The organism is Enterobacter cloacae complex sp. 309I3 (genome assembly GCF_050031595.1).
Lineage (GTDB): Bacteria > Pseudomonadota > Gammaproteobacteria > Enterobacterales > Enterobacteriaceae > Enterobacter > Enterobacter cloacae.
In genome coordinates, this window is sequence record NZ_JBLGWI010000001.1 from 317,947 (window position 1) to 336,172 (window position 18,226).

General features: G+C 54.2%; 18 protein-coding genes. 13 read left to right on the plus strand and 5 right to left on the minus strand.

Going from position 1 to position 18,226, the window contains the following annotated elements; all coding sequences use genetic code 11:
• Positions 1–47: 47 nt before the first annotated feature.
• Entirely contained in the window at positions 48–560 is a 513-nt protein-coding gene (zur, locus tag ACQG22_RS01485; protein ID WP_013095057.1) for a zinc uptake transcriptional repressor Zur, read from the minus strand.
• A gap of 115 nt (positions 561–675) precedes the next feature.
• On the opposite strand from zur, the gene ACQG22_RS01490 reads away from it, so the two are divergent.
• The 4 genes from ACQG22_RS01490 (at position 676) to pspG (ending at position 4,101) form a co-directional block, all read left to right on the plus strand.
• Positions 676–1,164 (plus strand): cupin domain-containing protein, encoded by a 489-nt coding sequence (locus ACQG22_RS01490; protein WP_350365699.1) that lies wholly within the window; start codon positions 676–678, stop codon positions 1,162–1,164.
• A 220-nt stretch (positions 1,165–1,384) separates the two neighbouring features.
• Positions 1,385–2,644, plus strand: a complete 1,260-nt coding sequence (gene traF, locus ACQG22_RS01495) for a conjugal transfer protein TraF (protein WP_155687126.1) — start codon at positions 1,385–1,387, stop codon at positions 2,642–2,644.
• 82 nt (positions 2,645–2,726) lie between these two features.
• Positions 2,727–3,722 carry a tRNA dihydrouridine(20/20a) synthase DusA gene (gene dusA, locus ACQG22_RS01500; RefSeq protein ID WP_058678455.1) on the plus strand — a complete coding sequence of 332 codons (996 nt, stop codon included), beginning with the start codon at positions 2,727–2,729 and terminating at the stop codon, positions 3,720–3,722.
• 136 nt (positions 3,723–3,858) lie between these two features.
• Complete coding sequence (gene pspG, locus ACQG22_RS01505) at positions 3,859–4,101, plus strand: envelope stress response protein PspG (protein ID WP_013095061.1); 243 nt, start codon at positions 3,859–3,861, stop codon at positions 4,099–4,101.
• Between the two features lie 184 nt (positions 4,102–4,285).
• On the opposite strand, the gene ACQG22_RS01510 is transcribed toward pspG, so the two are convergent.
• Positions 4,286–5,269 (minus strand): quinone oxidoreductase, encoded by a 984-nt coding sequence (locus tag ACQG22_RS01510; RefSeq protein ID WP_013095062.1) that lies wholly within the window; start codon positions 5,267–5,269, stop codon positions 4,286–4,288.
• 60 nt (positions 5,270–5,329) lie between these two features.
• Here ACQG22_RS01510 and dnaB point away from each other — a divergent pair, with 60 nt between their 5' ends.
• The 6 genes from dnaB to ACQG22_RS01540 all read left to right on the plus strand — a co-directional run bounded on the left by dnaB (position 5,330) and on the right by ACQG22_RS01540 (position 10,973).
• Positions 5,330–6,742, plus strand: a complete 1,413-nt coding sequence (gene dnaB / locus ACQG22_RS01515) for a replicative DNA helicase (protein WP_013095063.1) — start codon at positions 5,330–5,332, stop codon at positions 6,740–6,742.
• A 16-nt stretch (positions 6,743–6,758) separates the two neighbouring features.
• Positions 6,759–7,838 carry an alanine racemase gene (alr, locus tag ACQG22_RS01520; protein ID WP_038418463.1) on the plus strand — a complete coding sequence of 360 codons (1,080 nt, stop codon included), beginning with the start codon at positions 6,759–6,761 and terminating at the stop codon, positions 7,836–7,838.
• Between the two features lie 125 nt (positions 7,839–7,963).
• Positions 7,964–9,157 carry an aromatic amino acid transaminase gene (tyrB, locus tag ACQG22_RS01525; RefSeq protein WP_038418465.1) on the plus strand — a complete coding sequence of 398 codons (1,194 nt, stop codon included), beginning with the start codon at positions 7,964–7,966 and terminating at the stop codon, positions 9,155–9,157.
• Between the two features lie 217 nt (positions 9,158–9,374).
• Positions 9,375–10,088 carry an acid phosphatase AphA gene (gene aphA, locus ACQG22_RS01530; RefSeq protein ID WP_013095066.1) on the plus strand — a complete coding sequence of 238 codons (714 nt, stop codon included), beginning with the start codon at positions 9,375–9,377 and terminating at the stop codon, positions 10,086–10,088.
• Between the two features lie 112 nt (positions 10,089–10,200).
• Complete coding sequence (locus tag ACQG22_RS01535; RefSeq protein ID WP_013095067.1) at positions 10,201–10,617, plus strand: secondary thiamine-phosphate synthase enzyme YjbQ; 417 nt, start codon at positions 10,201–10,203, stop codon at positions 10,615–10,617.
• Positions 10,618–10,619: 2 nt separating this feature from the next.
• On the plus strand, positions 10,620–10,973 hold the full coding sequence (locus ACQG22_RS01540) for an MmcQ/YjbR family DNA-binding protein (protein WP_013095068.1): 354 nt from the start codon (positions 10,620–10,622) through the stop codon (positions 10,971–10,973).
• A gap of 3 nt (positions 10,974–10,976) precedes the next feature.
• Here the strand turns inward: ACQG22_RS01540 and uvrA are convergent, their stop codons facing one another.
• A complete protein-coding gene (uvrA, locus tag ACQG22_RS01545; RefSeq protein ID WP_013095069.1) occupies positions 10,977–13,799 on the minus strand; it encodes an excinuclease ABC subunit UvrA in 2,823 nt (940 codons plus the stop codon).
• Between the two features lie 251 nt (positions 13,800–14,050).
• Here uvrA and ssb1 point away from each other — a divergent pair, with 251 nt between their 5' ends.
• Entirely contained in the window at positions 14,051–14,575 is a 525-nt protein-coding gene (ssb1, locus tag ACQG22_RS01550; protein WP_003860284.1) for a single-stranded DNA-binding protein SSB1, read from the plus strand.
• A 100-nt stretch (positions 14,576–14,675) separates the two neighbouring features.
• The gene (locus ACQG22_RS01555) at positions 14,676–15,311 is read left to right on the plus strand and encodes a hypothetical protein (protein WP_038418467.1); all 636 of its coding nucleotides are present in this window, start codon (positions 14,676–14,678) and stop codon (positions 15,309–15,311) included.
• Between the two features lie 61 nt (positions 15,312–15,372).
• On the opposite strand, the gene ACQG22_RS01560 is transcribed toward ACQG22_RS01555, so the two are convergent.
• A complete protein-coding gene (locus tag ACQG22_RS01560) occupies positions 15,373–15,654 on the minus strand; it encodes a YjcB family protein (RefSeq protein ID WP_008503385.1) in 282 nt (93 codons plus the stop codon).
• 659 nt (positions 15,655–16,313) lie between these two features.
• Here ACQG22_RS01560 and ACQG22_RS01565 point away from each other — a divergent pair.
• On the plus strand, positions 16,314–17,879 hold the full coding sequence (locus ACQG22_RS01565) for an EAL domain-containing protein (protein WP_038418469.1): 1,566 nt from the start codon (positions 16,314–16,316) through the stop codon (positions 17,877–17,879).
• A 6-nt stretch (positions 17,880–17,885) separates the two neighbouring features.
• Here the strand turns inward: ACQG22_RS01565 and soxS are convergent, their stop codons facing one another.
• On the minus strand, positions 17,886–18,212 hold the full coding sequence (gene soxS / locus ACQG22_RS01570; RefSeq protein WP_013095071.1) for a superoxide response transcriptional regulator SoxS: 327 nt from the start codon (positions 18,210–18,212) through the stop codon (positions 17,886–17,888).
• Positions 18,213–18,226 lie beyond the last annotated feature (14 nt).

Below are 18,226 nucleotides of genomic sequence, written 5' to 3' on the forward strand. Positions count from 1 at the left end.
AGGAAGTACTCCCTGAGGGCGGCCATGGGCCGCCTTTGTTTTGGCTGTTAACGCGGCTTTTTCTTTACGAGGATAGAGTGGTCATGGTGGCACGCGTCCTGATGCCGACAGGCCTCCACTTCTACACACGCAGAGCATAATCCGTGTGCTTCAATGACGTTATGGCGCAAGGCAAAGCCCATTCTGGCCGCCAGCGTATGCATAATATCTTCTACGCCTTCCGCCCCTTCTTCTTTCACCACGCCACAACGGTCGCAGATAAACATGGCCGACGTATGGGTTGGCTGGTCAAAAAGATGACACAACACATAACTGTTTGTTGATTCGACCTTGTGTACAAACCCTTGTTCCAGCAGAAAATCTAGCGCACGATAGACCGTAGGCGGTTTAGCCTGTGGCTCGCTTTCGCGCAGCAGGTCGAGCAGGTCGTATGCGCTGATGGCGCCCTGCTGCAGGGTCATCAGACGCAAGACTTCAAGGCGCTGCGGAGTCAGGCGCACATTGCGTTGCGCGCACAGCTTCTCTGCCTGCGCTAACAGCTCTTTTGTGGACTTATCCATTTAGCACCTCGGATGTTATAGGCTGGAAAACCCTCACTTTACCATGTTCTGGTAAAAACGCCGAGATCCGCCAGGCTGTGCTATACCTGACCCATCGCAAACCGGGAAATTAATGATGAAAAAACCTGACTGTATTCGGCACTGGCGAGACGTGGAAGAGCCAGATAATTCAACCTATCCCGACAGCAACGAGCTTTTCTCCATCGGTGCACCGCTGGCTCGTCACCTGGGGCTCAGGCGAATCGGTATTCACCACGAGCGTTTGCCGCCCGGGCGTCGAACCTCCTATCCCCACGCGGAAAGCGACGAAGAAGAGTTCATCTATGTGCTGGAAGGGTATCCGGAAGCCTGGATTAACGGCTATTTGTGGAAGCTTGAACCCGGCGACAGCGTAGGGTTTCCTGCTGGCACCGGCGTCTGCCATACCTTTATTAATAACACCGAAGAAGAGGTGCGATTACTGGTTGTTGGCGAGGCTAACAAGAAGTACAACCGAATCTACTATCCGCTTAACCCGGAGTATGCCGCCACGCGTGAAGATCGCTGGGTTGATCATCCCCCTCAGTTCTTTGGGCCGCACGATGGAAAACCTGGGAAAAAATAATTTCCTCTTCTATAAATATTGAGGGCCGTCACAAATAACAACAGGCCTGTCCGGAGTTTTACTTAAGGAAATAGCGGGTCTTTTTGTACTTATTCACAGCAATAGTTCGTTCCTGTTTGGGTGATAACAAACAGGGTGATGTTATTAACGACAATAAGACGAGCATACTGTGAAAAAACATTTTAAATTTTCGGTGGTTAGCATCGCTGTCTCCCTGTTTATGGCAAATCAGGCGGGAGCAGCCAATACCTGGACAGAATCACGTAGCGACGCAATGGGTGGCACGGGCGTCGCTTCGGGCAGCTATGGCAGCGGGGCGTTAATCAACCCCGCGTTATTGGCAAAGGCGAAACCGGACGATGATGTGACGGTTATTTTACCGTCCGTCGGCGTGCAGGTGACGGATGAAGACAATCTTCAGGATGAGATTGATACCATCAACGATAAAATCAATCACTATAAGGATGTGGTTGATAGCCTGACCCCCATCGAAGTGATTACCAACCCGCTGGGCTCAATCGATCAGTTCCAGGGAGCGGCAAAAGATCTTGCCGATGAACTGGACTATCTCAAAGGCAAAACCGCACGCGCTACGGCAGGCGCGGGGATTGCGGTGAGTATCCCTAACGATGTGCTCTCCGTGGCCTTTATGGCGAAAGGCTATGCCCACGGGCGCGTCAGCTCTTCCATCGATCAGCAAGATATTGATTACCTGCGCAGTATCCAAAACAGCGATGCGGTGGCGGCGGGCGTGGCACTGGATGCGGCGCTAAACGGTACCGATCAAATCACGAAAAACCTTAACTCTACGGCGTCTGGCCGGGCGGCAATTGTCTCCGATTATGGTGTTGCCATTGCCCGTCAGTTCGATCTGGGTGGCGTCCCGGTTTCCCTTGGCGTCACGCCAAAACTGCAGAAAACCTGGATCTACAACTACACCACCTCAATTTACGATTACGACAGTAACAAGTGGAACGACAGCCGCTACCGGAAAGACGATACCGGCTTTAACGTGGATGCCGGTATCGCGGCCGATTTCGGCGAGCACTGGACGGTCGGGGTGAGCGGGCAAAACCTGATGTCGCGCGATATCGACACCAAGGACATTCGCATCCGCAACGGGCGCACGGGGGAAGTGGTGAGCTATAAAGACACCTATCAAATCCGTCCGCTGGTGACGGCCGGTGCCGCCTGGCACAACGATCTGGTGACTCTGACCGCCGATGGCGATCTGACAGAAACCAAAGGCTTTAAAAGCGAAGATACCTCGCAGTATGTTGGCGTGGGTGCGGAAGTGACGCCGCTGAGCTGGCTGGCCGTGCGGGCGGGTTATCGTGCCGATATGAAAGGGAATGACAGTAACGTCTTTACCGGTGGTGTCGGTTTTGCACCGTTTAACACGGTCCACGTCGACCTGATGGGGCTCTACGGTGAAGATGAAACCTGGGGCGCAGGGGCGCAGTTGAGTATGACGTTCTAAAGGGCACCGGAGGCGTTGCGCCTCCGGCTTTTCTTTATGCTATAGTAGCGCCCCTTTTCCACCAGATGCTTAAAACTTCGCCATGTCGTCAGAACACCAGACTGCCTTTCCCGCACACCGTTTCTCCATTGCGCCCATGCTCGACTGGACGGACAGACACTGCCGCTATTTCCTGCGCCAGCTCTCCCGCCATACGCTGCTGTACACCGAAATGGTCACCACCGGTGCAATTATTCACGGTAAGGGCGACTATCTGGCGTACAGCGAAGAAGAGCATCCGGTTGCCCTGCAGCTGGGTGGCAGCGATCCGGCTGCGCTGGCGCACTGTGCGAAGCTGGCTGAAGAACGTGGCTACGACGAAATTAACCTTAACGTTGGCTGTCCGTCCGATCGCGTGCAAAACGGCATGTTCGGCGCCTGTCTGATGGGGAACGCACAGCTGGTAGCGGACTGCATCAAGGCGATGCGTGATGTGGTCTCCATTCCGGTGACGGTGAAGACCCGTATCGGTATTGATGACCAGGACAGCTACGAATTCTTGTGTGATTTCATCAATACGGTTGCCGGAAAGGGCGAGTGCGAGATGTTTATCATCCATGCGCGTAAAGCCTGGCTCTCTGGCCTTAGCCCGAAAGAGAACCGCGAAATTCCGCCGCTGGACTACCCGCGTGTGTATCAACTGAAGCGGGACTTCCCGCACCTGACCATGTCGATCAACGGTGGTATCAAGTCGCTCGACGAGGCCAAAACACATCTGGCGCATATGGATGGCGTGATGGTCGGTCGCGAGGCATATCAGAATCCGGGTATTCTGAGGACGGTCGATCGCGAGATCTTCGGCGATGAAGGCGCAGACACTGACCCGGTTGCCGTAGTGCGGGCCATGTATCCGTACATTGAACGTGAGCTGAGTAACGGCACTTACCTTGGCCATATCACGCGTCATATGCTTGGCCTGTTCCAGGGGATCCCGGGCGCACGCCAGTGGCGTCGCTATCTGAGCGAGAACGCGCATAAAGCTGGCGCGGATATCGAAGTGCTGGAACAGGCGCTACGCCTGGTTGCAGATAAACGATAAATCTCGCTAAAAATTCGTCAAATTCACCACGCCCCGCACAGCCTTGCGGGGCGTTTTGCTTTTATAACAACACGTTAGAGTTGGCATGGATCTTGTAATGATTGCGACATCATTCGGGAACTCATGGGAGAGAACCATGTTGGAACTGCTTTTTGTGATTGGCTTTTTTGTCATGCTGTTAGCCACCGGCGTGTCGCTGCTCGGCATTCTGGCAGCGCTTGTGGTAGCGACAGTGGTCATGTTTATTGGCGGATTATTTGCCCTGACGATCAAACTTCTGCCGTGGCTGCTGCTGGCCGTTGCGGTGGTGTGGGTTATACGGGCGATTAAATCACCAAAACTGCCCACTTATCAGCGTAATAACCGCTTTCGTTACTAAGGTATTGAGGGGTTCGTCACATACCTGCAACTTTTCCGGCGGCATTGCTTAGAACGGAATAGGATTTACTTATCGAATCTGTCACTATGGCTGCCGCTAAAGAATTCATCGAGCTGTACCCTACATACAGCCGAACTAAAAAAAGAAAGGGCTTCCTCAGGGAAGCCCAATTTCTTTTATGGGATCAGGGAATTAACAGGCTTGACCCCTGCGTTGACCGGCTCTCCAGCACCTCATGCGCACGTTGCGCATCGCTTAGCGCGTACTTCTGCGCATCAGCCACATCCACTTTGATGACCCCGCTGGCAATCAGCGAGAACAGTTCGTTACTGGCTTCGAGCAACTCTTCGCGATTGGTGATGTAGCCCTGCAGGGATGGACGAGTGACATACAGCGAGCCTTTCTGGTTCAGAATACCCAGATTCACACCGGTCACCGCGCCTGACGCGTTACCGAAGCTCACCATCAGACCGCGGCGCTGCAGGCAGTCCAGAGACGCTTCCCAGGTATCTTTCCCTACCGAGTCATATACCACGCGCACTTTCTTGCCGCCGGTTACCTCTTTTAAGCGTTCAACGATGCTCTCTTCCCGGTAGTTAATCACCTGCCAGGCGCCGGCCTGCAGCGCGCGCTGGGCTTTTTGCGCGCTCCCTACGGTGCCGATCAGTTTTGCGCCTAACGCTTTGGCCCACTGGCAGGCGATGAGTCCTACGCCGCCCGCAGCCGCATGGAACAGGAACTGCTCGTCGGGTTTGATTTCATAGGTTTTGCGCAGCAGATAATAGACCGTCAGCCCTTTCAGGAAGGAGGCCGCGGCCTGTTCAAACGAAATGGCATTGGGCAGGAGGGCAACTTTGTCAGCCGGAACGTTGTGTACGGAGCTGTAAGCGCCCAGCGCCGATTGCGCATACACCACGCGATCGCCTTCTTTAACATGCTTAACGGCGCTGCCCACTTTGCTGACCACGCCCGCCGCTTCGGTACCCAGACCGCTCGGCAGTGACGGCGGTGGATAAAGACCGCCGCGAATATAGGTATCGATGTAGTTAATGCCGATGGCTTTATTTTCAACCTGCACTTCATTTTCGCCAGGCGCGGCGGGGGTAAACTCCACCGCGTTGAGTACGTCAGGGCCACCATGCTTGTGAAATTCAATACGTGTTGCCATGCTTCCTCCAGAATGTGGTAATCTTTCGACCCACTCTTTATCTCGGTAACTCCATTCACTATGGCAGGAAACAAACCCTTCAACAAACAGACTGAACCTCGTGAGCGTGATTTTCAGGTCGCCGGGTTAAAAGTCCCGCCGCACTCGATTGAAGCGGAACAGTCGGTGTTGGGCGGTTTAATGCTGGATAACGAGCGCTGGGACGACGTCGCCGAGCGCGTCGTGTCCGACGATTTCTACACCCGCCCGCACCGCCACATCTTCACCGAAATGGCGCGCCTGCAGGAGTCTGGTAGCCCGATTGACCTGATTACGCTCGCGGAATCGCTGGAGCGGCAGGGGCAACTGGACAGCGTTGGCGGTTTTGCTTATTTAGCAGAACTGTCGAAAAACACGCCAAGTGCAGCGAACATTAGCGCTTATGCGGACATCGTTCGCGAACGCGCCGTTGTTCGTGAGATGATCTCGGTCGCGAATGAAATCGCCGAAGCGGGCTTTGATCCGCAGGGTCGCACCAGCGAAGACCTGCTCGATCTCGCGGAATCCCGCGTCTTTAAAATTGCTGAAAGTCGCGCCAACAAAGATGAAGGCCCGAAAAACATCGCCGATGTGCTCGATGCCACCGTCGCCCGTATTGAACAGCTCTTCCAGCAGCCGCACGATGGCGTAACCGGAGTTAACACCGGCTATGACGATCTCAATAAGAAAACCGCAGGCCTGCAGCCGTCGGATTTGATTATCGTCGCCGCGCGTCCGTCGATGGGTAAAACCACCTTTGCGATGAACCTCGTCGAAAACGCGGCGATGTTGCAGGATAAGCCGGTCTTAATCTTCAGTCTGGAGATGCCATCTGAGCAGATCATGATGCGTTCTCTGGCGTCGCTTTCTCGTGTGGATCAGACCCGTATCCGTACCGGTCAGCTCGACGATGAGGACTGGGCGCGTATCTCCGGCACCATGGGGATCCTGCTGGAAAAACGTAACATCTACATAGATGACTCCTCCGGCCTGACGCCGACAGAAGTGCGCTCCCGTGCGCGCCGTATCGCCCGCGAGCATGGCGGTATTGGCCTTATCATGATCGACTACCTTCAGCTGATGCGCGTGCCGTCGCTCTCCGATAACCGTACGCTGGAGATTGCGGAAATTTCCCGCTCGCTCAAGGCATTAGCCAAAGAGCTGCATGTGCCTGTCGTGGCGCTCTCGCAGCTTAACCGCTCCCTGGAACAACGTGCCGACAAACGCCCGGTCAACTCCGACCTGCGTGAATCCGGCTCCATCGAGCAGGATGCCGACTTAATCATGTTCATCTACCGTGATGAGGTTTATCACGAGAACAGCGACCTGAAAGGGATCGCCGAAATTATTATCGGTAAACAACGTAACGGCCCTATCGGTACGGTACGTCTGACCTTTAACGGACAGTGGTCGCGTTTCGACAACTATGCCGGTCCTCAATATGATGATGAGTAATTTCTAAGGAAATCAAATGCAAGCGGCAACTGTTGTGATTAACCGCCGCGCTCTGCGACACAACCTGCAACGTCTGCGTGAACTGGCTCCTGCCAGTAAACTTGTTGCAGTCGTGAAAGCGAACGCTTACGGACACGGTCTTCTTGAGACCGCGCGAACGCTCCCCGATGCCGACGCCTTTGGCGTTGCCCGTCTTGAAGAAGCCCTCCGTCTGCGCGCGGGGGGGATCACCCAACCGATTTTGCTGCTCGAAGGCTTTTTTGAGGCTGCAGACCTGCCGACCATTGCAGACCAGCATCTGCACACGGCGGTACACAACGAAGAACAGCTTTCCGCCCTCGAAACCGCTGAGCTGAGCGAGCCAGTCACCGTCTGGATGAAGCTCGACACGGGCATGCACCGTCTGGGCGTACGTCCGGAACACGCGCAGGCGTTTTATCAGCGTCTGTGCCAGTGCAAAAATGTCCGCCAGCCGGTAAATATTGTCAGTCATTTTGCCCGGGCTGATGAGCCTGACTGCGGCGCTACTGAACAACAACTCGACATCTTTAACACCTTCTGCGAAGGCAAGCCGGGGATGCGTTCTATCGCGGCCTCCGGTGGCATTCTGCTGTGGCCGCAGTCGCACTTCGACTGGGCGCGTCCGGGGATTATTCTTTACGGCGTATCGCCGCTGGAGAACAGACCCTGGGGGCCGGACTTTGGCTTCCAGCCGGTGATGTCCCTGGTGTCTAAGCTGATTGCGGTGCGTGAGCACAAGGCGGGGGAACCGGTGGGTTACGGCGGCACCTGGACCAGCGAGCGTGACACCCGGCTGGGTGTGGTGGCGATGGGGTATGGCGACGGTTATCCACGTGCTGCGCCGTCCGGTACGCCGGTTCTGGTCAATGGCCGCGAAGTGAAGATTGTCGGTCGCGTGGCGATGGACATGATTTGCGTAGATCTGGGCCCCGATGCCCAGGATAAAGCGGGCGACGATGTGGTGATGTGGGGTGACGGTTTGCCCGTCGAACGCATCGCGGAAATCACGAAAGTGAGTGCTTACGAACTTATAACGCGCCTGACATCAAGGGTGGCAATGAAGTACATCGATTAAACTGCTGTGAATGCCGGGGGGCAGCGTTGCCTGACCCGGCATGGAACAGGTTAAACGCTCGATCTTCTGTCATATCCGGTTTATTGTTGAATTCCCTGCCTCATCGAATTCCGGAGAACCATCGCGTGTTTCAGAAAGTTGACGCCTACGCCGGCGACCCCATTCTCTCCTTAATGGAGCGTTTCAAAGAAGATCCTCGCAGCGACAAAGTGAATCTCAGCATTGGTCTGTATTACAACGAGGACGGCATTATTCCTCAGTTGAAAGCCGTTGCTGAAGCGGAAGCGCGTCTTAACGCCGCCCCGCACGGTGCTTCTCTTTATCTGCCGATGGAAGGGCTCAATACTTACCGTAACGCCATCGCGCCGCTGCTGTTTGGTGCCGATCACGCGGTGCTCGCACAAAAACGTGTTGCAACCATCCAGACCCTGGGCGGTTCAGGTGCGCTTAAAGTGGGTGCGGACTTCCTGAAAAAATACTTCCCGGATTCAGGGGTATGGGTCAGCGATCCCACCTGGGAAAACCACGTGGCGATTTTTGAGGGGGCCGGCTTTAAGGTGGCGACCTATCCATGGTTCGACAGTGAAACCAACGGCGTGCGCGTTGACGCGCTGCTGGAAAAACTGAATACCCTGCCAGAGCGCAGCATTGTGCTGCTGCACCCGTGCTGCCACAACCCGACCGGGGCAGATCTCACCAACGCCCAGTGGGATGCGGTGATTGAGGTGCTGAAAGCGCGCAACCTGATCCCCTTCCTCGACATCGCCTATCAGGGCTTTGGCGCAGGGATGGAAGAAGATGCCTATGCCATCCGTGCCGTGGCCAGCGCCGGGCTGCCTGTTCTGGTCAGCAACTCGTTTTCAAAAATCTTCTCCCTGTACGGCGAGCGCGTGGGTGGCCTCTCTGTGGTGTGCGAAGACGCCGAAGCGGCAGGTCGCGTACTGGGGCAACTGAAGGCGACCGTGCGCCGCATCTACTCCAGCCCGCCAAACTTTGGCGCGCAGGTGGTGGCGACTGTGCTGGGAGACGAACAGCTAAAAGCCAGCTGGCTTGCAGAAGTGGAATCCATGCGTAAGCGTATTCTGTCGATGCGTCAGGAGTTGGTTAACGTGCTGAAAGAGGCCGTACCGGGGCATAACTTCGACTATCTGCTTAAACAGCGCGGGATGTTTAGCTACACCGGGCTGAGCGCCGCACAGGTTGAACGTCTGCGCGAAGAATTCGGCGTCTACCTGATTGCCAGCGGACGTATGTGCGTGGCGGGTCTGAATGCCAGCAACGTTCATCGCGTGGCGCAGGCATTTGCTGCAGTAATGTAAGTACTTACTCACCATCCCTCTCCCCGTGGGAGAGGGCCGGGATGAGGGCATCAGGCCGCACAAACAGGTTGCCCGGCATTCTGTGATCTTCTTCTTTTTATCCAACCTCATAAGCAAAAACTCCTTCCCTTCATCTCCCGCTGGGGTTATGGTCGGATAGATTTTTGACCAGTCGCTCAAATTAAAACGATAACAAACTGAATATTCAGGGGAAAATATGCGCAAGATCACACTGGCGCTCAGCGCCGCCTGCTTATTGTTCTCGCTTAACAGTACGGTCGTCGCGCGCGCTTCCGCACCGACGCCGCTTTACACCGGCACTACCGCCGCTATTCTGGCTGAACAAGCCCCCATTCACTGGGTCTCTGTAGCCCAGATTGAAAACAGCCTGATGGGCCGCCCGCCAATGGCCGTGGGCTTTGATATTGACGATACCGTTCTCTTCTCCAGCCCCGGGTTCTGGCGCGGTAAAAAAACATACTCACCGGACAGCGAAGCGTATCTGAAAAACCCGGAGTTCTGGGAAAAGATGAACAACGGCTGGGACGAATTCAGCATCCCGAAAGAGGTGGCCCGCGCGCTTATCGCCATGCATGTAAAACGCGGCGACAGCATCTACTTCGTTACCGGACGCAGTCAGACCAAAACGGAAACCGTCTCTAAAACCCTGCAGGATGATTTCCTGATCCCGGCGGCCAGCATGAACCCGGTGATTTTCGCAGGTGACAAACCGGGACAAAACACCAAAACCCAGTGGCTGGAGCAGAAACATATCAAAGTCTTCTACGGTGATTCAGATAACGATATCAGCGCCGCGCGTGATGTGGGAGCCAGAGGGATCAGGGTGTTACGCGCCTCAAACTCGACCTATCGCCCGCTGCCAATGGCCGGGAAGTTTGGCGAAGAGGTTATTGTGAACTCAGAGTATTAAACCGTCGGCGGTGAGTTTGGCTCTTTTTTAATCAAATCTCGTCGCTGCGGGTTTTATCTTTCGTCTTCTTGCTGCACACTTAGAAAGATTCACTTTCATAACGGAGCAGCACATGTGGTACCAACAAACCCTGACCTTAAGCGCTAAACCTCGCGGATTTCACCTGGTGACGGATGAAGTTATCGGGCAGATCCGCGATCTGTCGCGCGTCAAAACGGGTTTGCTGCATCTGCTGCTTCAGCACACGTCGGCCTCTCTCACGCTTAATGAAAATTGCGATCCCACCGTCCGGTCTGATATGGAGCGGCATTTTCTGAAAACCGTTCCGGACAACGCCTCCTACGAGCATGACTATGAGGGGGCGGACGACATGCCTTCGCATATCAAATCTTCTCTGCTGGGCGTATCGCTAATGCTGCCGGTACACAACGGGCGGCTTCTGCTGGGAACATGGCAAGGGATCTGGCTGGGAGAACATCGCATTCACGGTGGTTCGCGTAAAATTATCGCAACGCTACAAGGGGAATAAAGATGACAATTTCGGAGCTACTGCAGTACTGCATGAGTAAGCCAGGCGCGGAGCAGAGCGTTCACAGCGACTGGAAAGCCACGCAGATTAAAGTGGGAGATGTGTTGTTTGCGATGGTGAAAGAGGTGGAAGGCCGCCCGGCGGCGTCGCTGAAAACCAGCCCGGAGCTGGCGGAGCTATTACGTCAGCAGCACGACGATGTCCGGCCGAGCAAACATTTGAACAAAGCGCACTGGAGTACGGTCTATCTTGACGGTTCACTCCCGGGATCGCAGATTTACTACCTGGTGGACGCGTCTTATCAGCAGGCGGTTGAGCTGCTGCCGGAAGCGACCCGACAGCAACTCTCCGTGTGACAATTACAGCAACGGTTTAAGGAAGCGCGCGGTGTGCGAGGCTTCGCACTCTGCAACGGTCTCTGGCGTACCGGAGACGAGGATTTCACCGCCGCCGCTGCCGCCTTCCGGGCCGAGATCGACAATCCAGTCCGCGGTTTTAATCACGTCCAGGTTGTGCTCAATGACCACAATAGTGTTGCCCTGATCGCGAAGCTGGTGCAGAACGTCGAGCAACTGCTGGATATCCGCAAAGTGCAGACCGGTGGTCGGCTCATCGAGAATGTACAGCGTCTGCCCGGTACCGCGTTTGGACAACTCACGCGCCAGCTTCACGCGCTGCGCTTCACCTCCAGAGAGCGTGGTCGCTGACTGCCCCAGACGAATGTAGGTCAGGCCTACGTCCATCAGCGTCTGCAGCTTACGCGCCAGCGCAGGCACGGCATCAAAGAACTCGCGCGCCTCTTCGATGGTCATATCCAGCACTTCGTGGATGGTCTTGCCTTTGTACTTAATCTCCAGCGTTTCACGGTTATAGCGTTTGCCTTTGCACTGGTCGCACGGCACGTAGATATCCGGCAGGAAGTGCATCTCAACCTTGATCACGCCGTCGCCCTGACAGGCTTCACAGCGGCCGCCGCGAACGTTAAAGCTGAAACGTCCTGGCGTGTAGCCGCGCGAACGCGCTTCCGGTACACCGGCGAAGAGTTCACGGACGGGCGTGAAGACGCCGGTATAGGTCGCCGGGTTGGAACGCGGCGTACGGCCAATCGGGCTTTGGTCGATGTCGATAACTTTATCGAAATGTTCCAGCCCCTGAATGTCGCGGTACGGTGCAGGTTCGGCCAGCGTCGCGCCGTTCAGCGCCGTCTGCGCAATCGGGAACAGCGTATCGTTGATCAGCGTCGACTTACCGGAACCGGATACGCCGGTGATACAGGTAAACAGCCCGACGGGCAGCGTCAGCGTCACGTCTTTCAGGTTGTTGCCGCGAGCGCCGGTGAGCTTCAGCACTTTTTCCGGGTTCGCCGCCACGCGCTGTTTCGGCACTTCAATTTTGCGCTTGCCGCTCATGTACTGACCAGTTAACGACTCTGGCACCGCCATGATGTCTTTCAGGGTGCCTTCCGCGACCACCTGGCCGCCGTGCACGCCCGCGCCCGGGCCGATGTCGATCACATGGTCGGCAGCACGGATCGCATCTTCGTCGTGCTCGACCACAATCACCGTGTTGCCGAGGTTACGCAGATGAATAAGCGTTCCGAGCAGACGCTCGTTGTCTCGCTGGTGCAGGCCGATGGACGGTTCGTCCAGGACATACATGACGCCCACCAGGCCCGCGCCAATCTGGCTGGCCAGACGGATACGCTGGGCTTCACCGCCGGACAGCGTCTCTGCGGAGCGGGAAAGCGTCAGGTAGTTCAGGCCGACGTTCACCAGGAATTTCAGACGGTCACCGATCTCTTTCAGTACTTTTTCGGCAATCTTCGCACGCTGGCCGGAGAGCTTCAGGTTGTTGAAGAAGTCCATTGCGTGACCGATGCTCATGTCTGAGATGGTCGGCAACGCCGTGTTTTCGACAAACACGTGGCGCGCTTCGCGACGCAGACGCGTGCCCTCACAGGTGGCGCAGGAGCGGTTGCTGATGAACTTCGCCAGCTCCTCGCGCACCGCGCTGGATTCGGTCTCTTTGTAGCGGCGCTCCATGTTGTGCAGCACCCCTTCGAACGGGTGGCGACGCACGGAGGTATCGCCGCGATCGTTCATGTATTTGAACTCGATGTTCTCTTTACCGGAACCGAACAGGATCACTTTGTGCACGTTCGGGCTCAGGCTGGCCCACGGCGCTTCCACGTCGAACTTATAGTGCTCTGCCAGCGATTTAAGCATCTGGAAGTAGTAAAAGTTACGCTTATCCCAGCCACGGATCGCACCGCCAGCCAGCGACAGTTCAGGATTCTGGATCACGCGGTCCGGGTCAAAATACTGCTGTACGCCCAGGCCGTCACACGTCGGGCAGGCTCCCGCCGGGTTGTTAAAGGAGAACAGACGTGGCTCCAGCTCACGCATGCTGTAGCCGCAAATCGGGCAGGCAAAGTTGGCGGAGAAGAGCAGTTCTTCCGCGTTCGGGTCGTCCATATCGGAGACCACCGCCGTACCGCCAGAGAGTTCCAGCGCAGTTTCAAAGGATTCCGCCAGACGGGTCGCCAGATCGTCACGCACTTTAAAGCGGTCAATCACCACTTCGATGGTGTGTTTTTTCTGCAGCTCCAGCTTAGGGGGATCGGACAGGTCACACACCTCGCCGTCGATACGGGCGCGGATATACCCCTGGCTTGCCAGGTTTTCCAGCGTTTTGGTGTGCTCGCCCTTACGCTCTTTAATGATTGGGGCAAGCAGCATCAGGCGTTTGCCTTCTGGCTGCGACAGCACGTTATCCACCATCTGGCTCACGGTCTGCGCCGCCAGCGGCACGTCGTGATCCGGGCAGCGCGGCTCACCTACGCGGGCATACAGCAGACGCAGGTAGTCATGAATTTCGGTAATGGTACCGACCGTTGAACGCGGGTTGTGGGAGGTGGACTTCTGCTCAATAGAGATAGCAGGCGAAAGCCCCTCGATATGGTCTACATCCGGTTTTTCCATCAATGACAGGAACTGGCGCGCATACGCAGAGAGTGATTCAACGTAACGGCGCTGTCCTTCGGCATACAGGGTGTCGAAAGCCAGTGAGGATTTGCCAGACCCCGAAAGCCCGGTCACGACGATGAGTTTGTCGCGAGGGATTATGAGGTTGATATTCTTGAGATTGTGGGTGCGGGCGCCCCGAACTTCGATCTTATCCATTCACCTTTCCCGGTTGGAACACGGATTGCCTGGTTTGTTTGAAGGACAAACGGCTGTCAGAAACGGCTAATTATGACACAATTTAACCTGTTTGAATATACAGTATTGGAATGCATTTTCTGAATAGCTGTGTAACAATGCCGAGTTCGCGAGAGATTTCTGAACCCGCCACGCAACTATGCAAATTGACGCGTGGAAATGGTACACTCGCGCGTTTACACTATTAAGAAACGTATTCAGGAGACACGAACATGGCCAGCAGAGGCGTAAACAAGGTGATTCTCGTCGGTAATCTGGGCCAGGACCCGGAAGTACGCTACATGCCGAGTGGTGGCGCAGTTGCCAACATTACGCTGGCTACTTCCGAATCCTGGCGTGACAAAGCGACCGGTGAGATGAAAGAGCAGACCGAATGGCACCGCGTTGTGCTGTTTGGCAAACTGGCAGAAGTGGCCGGTGAGTATCTGCGTAAAGGCTCTCAGGTGTATATTGAAGGCCAACTGCGTACCCGCAAATGGACCGATCAATCCGGTCAGGAAAAGTACACCACTGAAGTGGTGGTAAACGTTGGCGGCACCATGCAGATGCTGGGTGGCCGTCAGGGCGGCGGCGCACCAGCAGGTGGCGGCCAGCAGCAGGGCGGTTGGGGCCAGCCTCAGCAGCCACAGGGCGGCAACCAGTTCAGCGGCGGCGCGCAGTCTCGTCCACAGCAGCAGTCCGCACCGGCACCGTCTAACGAACCGCCAATGGACTTCGACGACGACATTCCGTTCTGATTGTCTTCAGCACTAAAGAAAGCCCTGCTGTTGCAGGGCTTCTTGTTTAATTCTCATCACGTTATATTTGGTGCCTGACCCATCTCATCCGCGAGGAGCTATGCCACAACAACTCTTTGATCCCGCAGACGTTCAGAAGACATTCGCAATGCTCACGGTGGATAACCACAACGCTGCGTTGCTGAACGAAATTTCTCCTTGCGCGTCAGTGGATGAAGAACTGTGCTTTGGCCCATTCCCGCCGGGATATCATTTTGTCAGAGCTGAAAATCGAATTGCTGATATTCCTAATGAGCACTTTGAACTGGCGCTGGTCAATGAAATTACGCAGGAGATTGTTTACTACAATCGCGTGATTTATCAGAAAGATGCATTTTTAAATTACATGCCAGTGACGCAAATTCTGATATGGCGCTCGCCTAAACCGTCGCACCGTGGCGTGTTGCGCGATTTGCCAGGAAAAGTGTTTTCTCAGTATTTGCTGGAAAAATACAATGTTATCATCACAGACCGTCACCAGACACGTGATGGTATGAGTTTCTGGCAATCACGTCTGTATGATGCTATCGCCAGCGGCCATCATTTGTACGCCTATGACATGATTACCTGTGAAATGAGACCGATAATGAAAGACAGCGATATCGGCAATCAGGTTGATTGGCTATGGGGCGATGAGGAGCATCATCAGAACCGGCTGGCGATCATCAGTAAACTCCCGCTGCCTGCTGTGGATTGATGCCTTGAAAATAAAAAAGCCTCGTAAGAGAGGCTTTTAACATGCTGTTATGAAACGACCATCAGGTAATCACCATCGGCCAGTCTGGTGGCGTATGGCTCATTGCCTCAACCATCACTACTTTAATATTTTCCCAGACGGCGGCAATATCCAGCAGGGTGATACCAAGCAGACCCGTTGCAAACCAGCAAGCCGCGCCCAGTCCTAACAGCGTACTGATAACCGCAAGACCCGCGTAGTCAGATTTACGAAACTGAATGTTCAGCGTGCTGGCTAAAAACATCAGTACCGCACTCAACAAAGGCCAGCGCAGGAGAACCATGCTGGTCGTAATGGTTGCCATAAAACCCATCCTCTCCAAAACAGACGAACTGAATGAAACAGTGTTTCTCGTTACATGATATGTGTGAACTATATCACATTTGTTGATTTATTCGCCAGTGTCTGTGCGAGCAGATTGGGGATTTTATTACGCTGAAAAAGAGAGGCGGCAGGATGGGGTTGCCTTCGACATCGGCGGATGCGAACCCACCACGTGCCGGGAGCAACCTCCTTCGAACGAGCGGAGGAGGGCAACGGCGTTCCCAGCGATGCCTTTTTATAAGTGAAGCGTTATTCTCTGATGATCCTGGAAATAATGTGGTAATAGCCGAACGTTTATAAAACATTGATCAAATTACATCCGCGCAAATAGTATAAAACGTCATGTTGATGTTGTACTTTTTTCATGCTGCCAGAAGTTTGGCTTAATCAACGATCCTCTGTTGCGTTATCTTCAATCCCCCCGTTCAGGCTGGATAAATATTTCCCTTAATAGAAACGGAACGAATACTTTTAGTTTAGCTTACGGACAAATATTATCGTCATAACGAAATTTAAGATTTTTAATACTAAAAGTCAGTTGCTAACTTCGCATGATTCATGCAACGTAATCACCTGTTTATCAAAGCATCCGGCCTTCATTACTACAGGCGTACAACATGCAGGGATATAGGGCGGGAAATGAATCGTAGCGCGCGGCGCAAGATGCTCAGAGTGGTAGGGATCATCATGGTAGTTATGCTGCCGGTGATGCTTGCGCTATGGTTTGCCCAGCTAAGAGCAGTGTCGGAAACAAGCGCGCAGTTACGCACATTTGCTGAACTGGCTTTAGACAAAACTGAACTGGTTATTGAACAGGTTGATCTGGCCCGGGCCGAAGCGGAAAAATATCAGGGTAAAGTTTGTACGCCGTCACATCGGCAATATATGTTGAACGTGGTTCGCGGCCGTCTGTTCATCGCTGATTTAATTTATGCCGAAGGCCAGAATTTTCGTTGTTCATCCATTTTTACCCCGGATCGGCCCTATGCGATCTCCCCCGCTAATTACATCCGAAAACCCGATATCGCTATCTATTATTACCGTGATACGCCATTTTTCACTGGCTATAAAATGACATATATGCAGCGCGGGAATTATGTCGTGGTGGTTAATCCGCTCTCGTACAGTGAAGTGATGTCCACCGATCACTCTCTCTCATGGGGCGTGTACGATACGGTAACGAATGCCTTCTTTTCCGTCAGTCAGAAAGCCAACGTTTCTTTATTAAACTCGATGATTCGGGATAAGGACGTGGTATTTCAAAAAGATGACCGTTTTTATACGGTGGTAAAATCGGATAAACGTCCGATTGCCGCCATCGTTTCAACGTCGAATAAACGCTTCTATGAAACGCTCTACCATCAGGCGACGTTGACGCTGCCGCTGGGAATGATCTGTAGCATCATTATTTTGCTGGTCTGGTCGCGCACCCACCGTGAGCTGAACTCCCCAGGACGATTGCTGCATCGGGCGCTGAATAAACGTCAGCTTTGTGTCCATTATCAGCCAATCATCGATATCAAGAATAATCAGTGCGTGGGGGCAGAGGCGTTGTTGCGCTGGCCTGGTTTTAACGGGCCTGTCATGAGCCCGGCGGAATTCATCCCGCTGGCGGAAAAAGAGGGGATGAGTGAACGCATCACGGATTATGTTGTAGAAGAGGTCTTCAGCGATCTGGGCCATTTCCTGGCCGCGCATCCTGGCCTCTATATTTCGATCAACCTGTCGGCGACGGATTTTCACTCTTCGCGGCTGATCGCCATGATTTCCGACAAAGCGCGGCACTATGCCGTGCGTGCGCAGCAGATCAAAATCGAAGTGACGGAGCGCGGATTTATTGATGTGCCGAAAACTACGCCGGTTATCCAGGCTTTTCGTCAGGCGGGTTATGAAGTGGCAATCGACGATTTTGGTACAGGTTACTCGAACCTGCATAATCTCTACTCGCTGAATGTCGATATTCTGAAAATCGACAAATCCTTTATCGACACCCTAACCACCAACAGCACCAGCCATCTTATCGCCGAGCATATTATCGAGATGGCGCAGAGCCTGCGGCTCAAAACCATTGCGGAGGGGGTAGAAACTGCCGAGCAGGTAAGCTGGTTGTTGAAGCGCGGCGTACAGTTCTGTCAGGGATGGCACTTCGCGAAAGCGATGCCGCCCCAGGAGTTTATGACCTGGCAGCAGCAACCTTTGCACTGATAAACCTTAATTCAACTGGTGACGGTAATCGCTTGGCGTGCGGTCAAACTCGCGCCGAAACACGCGGGAAAAGGTTTGTTGCGACACATACCCCAGATCCATCGCGATATCAAAAATAGGCCGCTGCGTAGAGCGTAACGCCTGCGCTGCCAGCAGTAACCTGCGCTGACGAATGTACTCACCCAGCGTCTGGTGCATTACGGTCCGGAACATTCTCTGTAAATACCATTTCGAATAGCCCGACTTTTTCGCGACCACATCAATGTTCAACGGTTGGTCGATATGTTCATCAATCCATTCAATAAGTGTCTGAATAATTTGCTGATGCGACATAAGGTTGCCCTCTG

What these genes read in the sequence shown, in the direction of transcription:
- alr (WP_038418463.1), top strand. Translation starts at nt 6,759, where the DNA reads ATGCAAGCGGCAACTGTTGTGATTAACCGCCGCGCTCTGCGACACAAC.
- ACQG22_RS01490 (WP_350365699.1), top strand. Translation starts at nt 676, where the DNA reads ATGAAAAAACCTGACTGTATTCGGCACTGGCGAGACGTGGAAGAGCCA.
- dnaB (WP_013095063.1), top strand. Translation starts at nt 5,330, where the DNA reads ATGGCAGGAAACAAACCCTTCAACAAACAGACTGAACCTCGTGAGCGT.
- ACQG22_RS01560 (WP_008503385.1), bottom strand. Translation starts at nt 15,654, where the DNA reads ATGGCAACCATTACGACCAGCATGGTTCTCCTGCGCTGGCCTTTGTTG.
- pspG (WP_013095061.1), top strand. Translation starts at nt 3,859, where the DNA reads ATGTTGGAACTGCTTTTTGTGATTGGCTTTTTTGTCATGCTGTTAGCC.
- dusA (WP_058678455.1), top strand. Translation starts at nt 2,727, where the DNA reads ATGTCGTCAGAACACCAGACTGCCTTTCCCGCACACCGTTTCTCCATT.
- zur (WP_013095057.1), bottom strand. Translation starts at nt 560, where the DNA reads ATGGATAAGTCCACAAAAGAGCTGTTAGCGCAGGCAGAGAAGCTGTGC.
- ACQG22_RS01555 (WP_038418467.1), top strand. Translation starts at nt 14,676, where the DNA reads ATGCCACAACAACTCTTTGATCCCGCAGACGTTCAGAAGACATTCGCA.
- traF (WP_155687126.1), top strand. Translation starts at nt 1,385, where the DNA reads ATGGCAAATCAGGCGGGAGCAGCCAATACCTGGACAGAATCACGTAGC.
- uvrA (WP_013095069.1), bottom strand. Translation starts at nt 13,799, where the DNA reads ATGGATAAGATCGAAGTTCGGGGCGCCCGCACCCACAATCTCAAGAAT.
- ACQG22_RS01535 (WP_013095067.1), top strand. Translation starts at nt 10,201, where the DNA reads ATGTGGTACCAACAAACCCTGACCTTAAGCGCTAAACCTCGCGGATTT.
- ACQG22_RS01510 (WP_013095062.1), bottom strand. Translation starts at nt 5,269, where the DNA reads ATGGCAACACGTATTGAATTTCACAAGCATGGTGGCCCTGACGTACTC.
- soxS (WP_013095071.1), bottom strand. Translation starts at nt 18,212, where the DNA reads ATGTCGCATCAGCAAATTATTCAGACACTTATTGAATGGATTGATGAA.
- aphA (WP_013095066.1), top strand. Translation starts at nt 9,375, where the DNA reads ATGCGCAAGATCACACTGGCGCTCAGCGCCGCCTGCTTATTGTTCTCG.
- ssb1 (WP_003860284.1), top strand. Translation starts at nt 14,051, where the DNA reads ATGGCCAGCAGAGGCGTAAACAAGGTGATTCTCGTCGGTAATCTGGGC.
- ACQG22_RS01540 (WP_013095068.1), top strand. Translation starts at nt 10,620, where the DNA reads ATGACAATTTCGGAGCTACTGCAGTACTGCATGAGTAAGCCAGGCGCG.
- ACQG22_RS01565 (WP_038418469.1), top strand. Translation starts at nt 16,314, where the DNA reads ATGAATCGTAGCGCGCGGCGCAAGATGCTCAGAGTGGTAGGGATCATC.